This window comes from Pigmentiphaga sp. (assembly GCF_019689535.1).
GTDB lineage: Bacteria > Pseudomonadota > Gammaproteobacteria > Burkholderiales > Burkholderiaceae_B > Pigmentiphaga.
Map to the genome: position 1 here is coordinate 1 of NZ_JADGHH010000206.1, position 5,923 is coordinate 5,923.

General features: G+C 65.8%; 5 protein-coding genes and 1 pseudogene. 5 read left to right on the forward strand and 1 reads right to left on the reverse strand.

Annotated elements, in window-relative coordinates; genetic code table 11:
- Positions 1-214 (reverse strand): annotated as a pseudogene (locus tag IRZ12_RS14925) (MarR family transcriptional regulator); the annotation flags it as partial.
- A gap of 27 nt (positions 215-241) precedes the next feature.
- On the opposite strand from IRZ12_RS14925, the gene IRZ12_RS14930 reads away from it, so the two are divergent.
- From IRZ12_RS14930 to IRZ12_RS14950, 5 genes are read left to right on the forward strand one after another with little or no spacing between them, the layout of a single operon-like run.
- Complete coding sequence (locus IRZ12_RS14930) at positions 242-1,126, forward strand: tripartite tricarboxylate transporter substrate binding protein (protein ID WP_296469993.1); 885 nt, start codon at positions 242-244, stop codon at positions 1,124-1,126.
- 35 nt (positions 1,127-1,161) lie between these two features.
- On the forward strand, positions 1,162-3,471 hold the full coding sequence (locus tag IRZ12_RS14935) for a xanthine dehydrogenase family protein molybdopterin-binding subunit (protein WP_296469982.1): 2,310 nt from the start codon (positions 1,162-1,164) through the stop codon (positions 3,469-3,471).
- On the forward strand, positions 3,464-4,330 hold the full coding sequence (locus tag IRZ12_RS14940) for a xanthine dehydrogenase family protein subunit M (protein WP_296469984.1): 867 nt from the start codon (positions 3,464-3,466) through the stop codon (positions 4,328-4,330). Before IRZ12_RS14935 ends, IRZ12_RS14940 begins: the two co-directional genes overlap by 8 nt.
- 7 nt (positions 4,331-4,337) lie before the next feature.
- On the forward strand, positions 4,338-4,814 hold the full coding sequence (locus IRZ12_RS14945; RefSeq protein WP_296469988.1) for a (2Fe-2S)-binding protein: 477 nt from the start codon (positions 4,338-4,340) through the stop codon (positions 4,812-4,814).
- Entirely contained in the window at positions 4,804-5,670 is an 867-nt protein-coding gene (locus IRZ12_RS14950; RefSeq protein ID WP_296469991.1) for a CoxG family protein, read from the forward strand. Before IRZ12_RS14945 ends, IRZ12_RS14950 begins: the two co-directional genes overlap by 11 nt.
- The last annotated feature ends 253 nt before the right edge of the window (positions 5,671-5,923 follow it).

A 5,923-nucleotide genomic window follows, 5' to 3' on the forward strand; every position in this document is an offset into this window, starting at 1 on the left:
CCGAGAGCATGCGCCATTCGGCCATGGTCAATCCGAACTGTTCGGCGTAAGGCAAGGTGACGACGCGCCGGAGCGAGTTGGCCGTGCGGACGACGAGGGTGGTGATGAAGTCGTCCACGGACAGCCCCGTACCTTGTTCGTCGAGGCCTACCCAAGGGCAGGGGTCGCCGCCGCCGCGGCTGTAGCCTGTGTTGCCGGCGCGGGGGTCGCTCATGCTGCCTCCGCATACCCGTCCAAGCCGATTACCGTGGTCGTGTCGTACCCGCCCGGAGGGGATACCGACGCCATCGCGCGCCTGTTTGCTGACAAACTCGCCGGGCGCCTGAAGCAATCGGTGATCGTCGAAAACAAGGGCGGCGCCGGTGGCACGGTCGGCAATGCCTATGTAGGCCGCGCCGCACCGGACGGCTACACCTTGCTCTTCACGCCCAATCCGTTCACGACGGCGCCCATGGTGCTGGGGCTGACGCCTGCCCAGAGCTATGACGTGCTCAACGGGTTCGAGCCCATCATCCAAACCGCCGTCCAGCCGTTGGTGCTCGTGGCCAATCCCAAGTCCGGCTTCAAGAGCGTGAAGGACATGATCGCGGCGGCCAAGGAAGGCAAGCCGGTGTCTTATGGCAGCCCTGGCGCCGGGTCGCCCATGCACGTCGTGGCCGAATGGCTGAACCGCGAAGCCAAGGTCAACATCCAGCATGTCCCCTATCGCGGCGTCGGCCCGTCGGTGACCGACGTGGTGGCCGGCCACATCGATACGGCATGGGTCACGCTGGGGCCGGTCACGCAGTACTTCGCAGCCGGCCGCCTGGTGCCGCTCGCCGTCGGCGACGCCCAGCGCACCCCGCTCGCGCCCAATATCCCCACTTTGGTCGAGTCCGGCTACAAGGACATCATCGTGGGAGCATGGAACGGCTTCTTCGCGCCCAAGGGCACGCCGGCTGAAATCGTTAAGTTGCTCAACGGTCACCTGAACGAAATCCTCAAAGACAAGGAAGTCGTCGAGAAACTCGCCACGTACGGCGCGTTCCCGCATGGCGGCGAACCGGCTGAGCTTGGTCGCACGAACGCACGCGAATACGAGGTGGTCGGCGGCATCATCAAGTCCCTGGGCATCAAGGCCCAATAAGGCGGAGGCAGGGACGAGACTATCGGGAGTACAGGATGAACGCATCGACGCTAGGCACCCCGGTGCCGCAAGTAACTGCACGATCCAAGGTGTTGGGGCGCGCGCAGTATGCGGGCGACGTCAAGGTCGCAGGCATGCTGCACGCCAAAGTGCTGCGCAGCCCCTACCCGCACGCGCGCATCGTCCGCATCGACACTTCGGCAGCGCTGGCGCTGCCGGGGGTCAAGGCAGTGCTCACCGGCGCGGATGCGCCGCGCGCCATGTGGGGCGTACATCACAAGGAGCGCCGCATCCTGGCGGATGGCGTCGTGCGGTTCGCGGGCGAGGAAGTGGCGGCCGTGGCTGCCGTGACCGAGGAGATCGCGCGCGATGCGCTCGATCTGATCCAGGTCGAATATGAGGAATTGCCCGCCATCCTGACTCCCGAGGAAGCGCTGGACGAAGAGGCGCCGGGTGTTCATCCCGGGCGCAACAACATCTCGCACGAGATCAAGTTTCACATCGGCGACGTAGAGGCCGGCTTTGCCGAGGCCGACCTCGTCTACGAGGCTACCTACGTCTGCCATTCGCAGTACCCGGGCTATCTCGAGCCCATGGCGACCGTTGCCACCATCGATGCAGACGGCCGGCTGCAAGTCTGGACCTCGACCCAATCGATATTCCAGGCCCGGGCCCGGCTGGCTGCTGCCCTGGAGCTTCCCGTCTCGCGCATCCGCGTGATGCAGGCCACGACGGGCGGCGGCTTCGGTGGCAAGCTCGTGGAAGACGCTAACAACCTCATCGCGGGGCTGTTGGCGCTGCGGACCGGCAAGCCGGTGCGCCTGGTGAACAACCGGCTCGAGGATTTCCTCGCCTGCTGTTCCAGCGTGCCTGAGCGCATCACGCTCAAGCTCGGCATGACCAAGGACGGCATCATCACCGCCAAGGACGTGCGCATCATCGCTGAGTGCGGCGCCTATAGCGGGCTTTCTGCCGAGGTCATGCACGTGACTGCCATGCGCAGCGACAACATGCACCGCCTGAAGAATGTGCGCTCGCACGCGACGCTGGTCTATACGAACAATCCGCCTCATGGCGCGTTCCGCGGCTTCGGCGGCACGCAGATGCAGTTCGCGCTGAACAGCCACATCCACATGATGGCCGAGAAGCTGGGGCTCGATCCCATCGAGATCCACAAGCGCAACGCGCACGAGGTCGGCGACACGTCCATTCACGGCTGGAAAATCGGCAGCACGGGCTTGCGCGAGTGCATCGACCAATGCGTCGAGGCCATGCAGTGGCATGCCAAGCGCGCCGACGCATCGCGCAAGACCGGTGTCAAGCGCCGGGGCATCGGCATGGCTGCCGCCATGCACGTCAGCGGCAACCGCACGATCGGCGATTGGGATGGCTCCACCGTCGTCGTGAAGGTCAATGAGGACGGCCGCGTGATCGTCCATAGCGGCGAGTGCGACATGGGGCAGGGCGCGATGACGATGTTGAGCCAAGTGGTCGCCCACGAGCTCAACATTCCGCTCTCCCACGTACACGTGGTGGCACCCGATACGGACGTTTCCCCGTACGCCATTGGCTCGCTGGCGTCGCGCGTGACCATCGCCGCCGGCAATGCGGCCATCTTGGCCGGACGCAAGGCGCGCGAGGCGCTGCTGAACCTGGCGGCGGAGAGGCTTGGCGTGCCCGCCGACAAGCTCGAAATCGCGGACGGCCTGATCCGCGCCGTCGACGATCACGAGAAAAAGGCCACGTTGGCCGAAATCGCCAAGCTGCACATATGGCGTCATGATGGCGAGGGCATCCAGGTCAGCGCGACCTGGGACGCCAAGACGGTCATGCACGGCAATGTCCACGGCAATATCGCGCCCGCCCATACGTATGCGGCGCAAATCGTCGAGGTCGAGGTGGATACCGAGACCGGCCAAGTGACGGTGCTGGATTCGTTCCTCTCCGACGACTGCGGCAAAGCCTTCAACCCGTTGGCCGTCCACGGACAGAGCAATGGCGCTGCGACGCAGGCCATGGGGTGGGCGTTGTACGAGCAGATGCACCTGGAAAACGGGCGGCTGGTGAACGGTAACTTCGCCGACTACAACATGCCTACGGCCGACTCGATTCCTTTGTTGCGTTCGGGCATCGTGGAGTCCAACGATCCCAACGGTCCGTATGGCGCGAAAGGCGCGAGCGAGACCGCAATCCTGCCCGGCGCGGCCGCGATCGCCAATGCCGTCTACGACGCCATCGGCGTCCGCATTACGGACTTGCCCATCACGCCCGAGAAGGTGCTGGCGGGGCTGCGCGCCCAACGCCAGGCACGCGAACAGGAACAAGGAGGTACCCATCATGCGTGATTTCGACTTCCTCGAGCCGGCATCCGTGGCCGAGGCCAGCCGCATGCTGGCGGACCTCGGCGAAGATTGCCGCGTCATGGCCGGAGGCACCGCGCTCATGCTGGCCATGCGCCAGCGCATGCTCATGCCTTCGCACATCATTTCCGTGGCGCGGATAGAGGCCTTGCGCGGCATCCACTTCGATCCCGTGAACGGGCTGCGCATCGGCGCCCTGACGCGCCACATCGACCTGGCCGATTCGCCCATCGTCAAACAGCACTATCCGATGCTGGCCGACATGGCGGCGAGGGTGGCCAATCCGCAAGTCCGCAACCAAGGCACGGTGGGCGGCAATCTCTGTTATGCCGATCCGTCCACCGATCCCCCGACCTGCCTGATGTCGCTCGGTGCGAGCGTGGTGCTCGGCAGCACCCGCGGAGAGCGGGTGTTGTCGCTCGAAGCGTTCTTGGTGGATTACTACGTGACCGCCATCGAGCCGGACGAAGTCGTGGTGGAAATCCGCGTGCCGGCGCCTGCCGCGGATTTCTCCGGCCGCTATACCCGTTTCCTGCGTACCGCAGCCGAGCATCGCCCGTTGATCGGCCTGTCGCTGGCCACGCGCCGCAGCGGCAACGTGTGCCGCGAGGCGGTGCTGACCGTCGGCGCCTCCACGCCCATTCCCTGCCGTGTTCCCCGCGCCGAGCAGTTCCTGGCCGGCAAGGCCATCACGCGCGAGGTCGCGGCCGAGGCAGCGGAGATCGTCGCCGCGGACATCGAGCCGGTGTCCGATTTGCGTGGCTCCGCGGAGTTTCGCCGAGACATGGTACGGGTCGTGGCCCGGCGCACCATCGCCGGCCTCTACGGCTTGGCCGAGGAGTGAAGACATCATGAGCAAGCATTTGATCGAAGTCACCGTAAACGGTGAGAAACACAGCGTCGAAGTACCCGCACGCCGCATGCTGTCGGACTTCCTGCGCGACGACTTGAACCTGACCGGTACCAAGCGCGGCTGCGAAACCGGCATTTGCGGCGCCTGCTCCGTGCTGGTCGATGGCGAGGTGGTCAAGTCGTGTTTGTCGCTGGCGGTGCAGGCGAACGGACGCAGCATTACCACCGTCGAAGGCCTGGCCAAAGGCGACGAGCTTCATCCCCTGCAGAAGAGCTTCATGGAATGCGGCGGCCTGCAGTGCGGCTACTGCACGCCGGGCATGTTGATGACGGCCTGCCATCTGCTCAAGCGCAATCCGCGGCCCACGGCCGACGAGGTGCGCGAAGGGTTGAACGGCAATCTGTGCCGGTGCACGGGTTATGCCCAGATCGTCGAGTCCATTCTCGACGCCTCGGAGAAAATGAATGGAAATTGAGAAGGTTTTGACCGTGCCCGCCCCGGCCGCCAAGGTCTGGGAGATGTTGCTGGACCCGACCGTCATGGCCAGCTGCGTGCCGGGCATGAAATCGATCGAGGTGATCAGCGACGTCGAATACAACGCGGTCATTCACGTCAAGATCAGCTTCATCAGCGCCAAGTTCAAGCTCAAGACGCGCATCGTCGAACAGCGCGCCCCCGAGTACCTGCGGGCCGAGGGCACCGGCGAGGATGCCTCGGTGGCGAGCTCGCTCAAGCAGCAGAGCGAAGTGTTCCTGAAGGAACTGCCCGGCGGACAAACCGAGCTGCGCACCAAGGTCAAGGTCGACGTCCTCGGCCGGCTGGGGACCTTCGGCCTGAGCGTCATGAAGACCAAGGCCGACCGGATGTGGGAAGAATTCAGCCAGAACCTGGCTACGCGCCTGGCGGGTGGCGAGGTTCCCGGCGCGGCAAACGTCACGGTGACGCGCGTCGGCACCGCCGCGGCGGGCAAGCCCGCTGCCCAGGCGGTGGCTTCGGCCGTGCCGGCCGGTGCTTCCACAGCAGCGCCGGCCGCGGCGCCTACGCCTGCAGCAACGCCAGCTCCCGCGGCGCCAGCCTCGGCTGCCGGCCCCGCTGCATCGCCTTCCGCTCCAGCCGCGGCGACCGACGCCGCGTCGGTCCAGGGCAGCATCAACGGCGTTCCGGTGTCACGTGGCGCCTCCGAGGCTGGTTGGCTGTCGCGCCTGCTGGGCCGCTCGTCTTCAGGTGTCATCCATGTGGAGCTGCGGCGCGGCGACACATCTTTGACCGTCGATTGGCCGGCCTCGAGTGCCAAGGAGTGCGTGGACTGGCTGCGCGACGTGCTCAAGTAAAGTAAGCGGTAAGCGCGAACGACTAAGGCCGGTGCCGGCAGATGGCCGACACCTGCCTTTTTCTTATTGCCCCGGCCCCGGCGACGCGGTCCGCGAACCCGCTCCCGGCTGTCTAGCGCTTGGCCGGCAGTGTGTCGGGTCTGGCCCGGGGAACGTAGCCCTCGCGACCGCTGGTTCGCCGGCCCGTCCCTGGCATTCGCGAGTAGCCGGCCACGGGCCGGTAGGGGTTCTCTCGCCCGGCCCCCCATTCGCC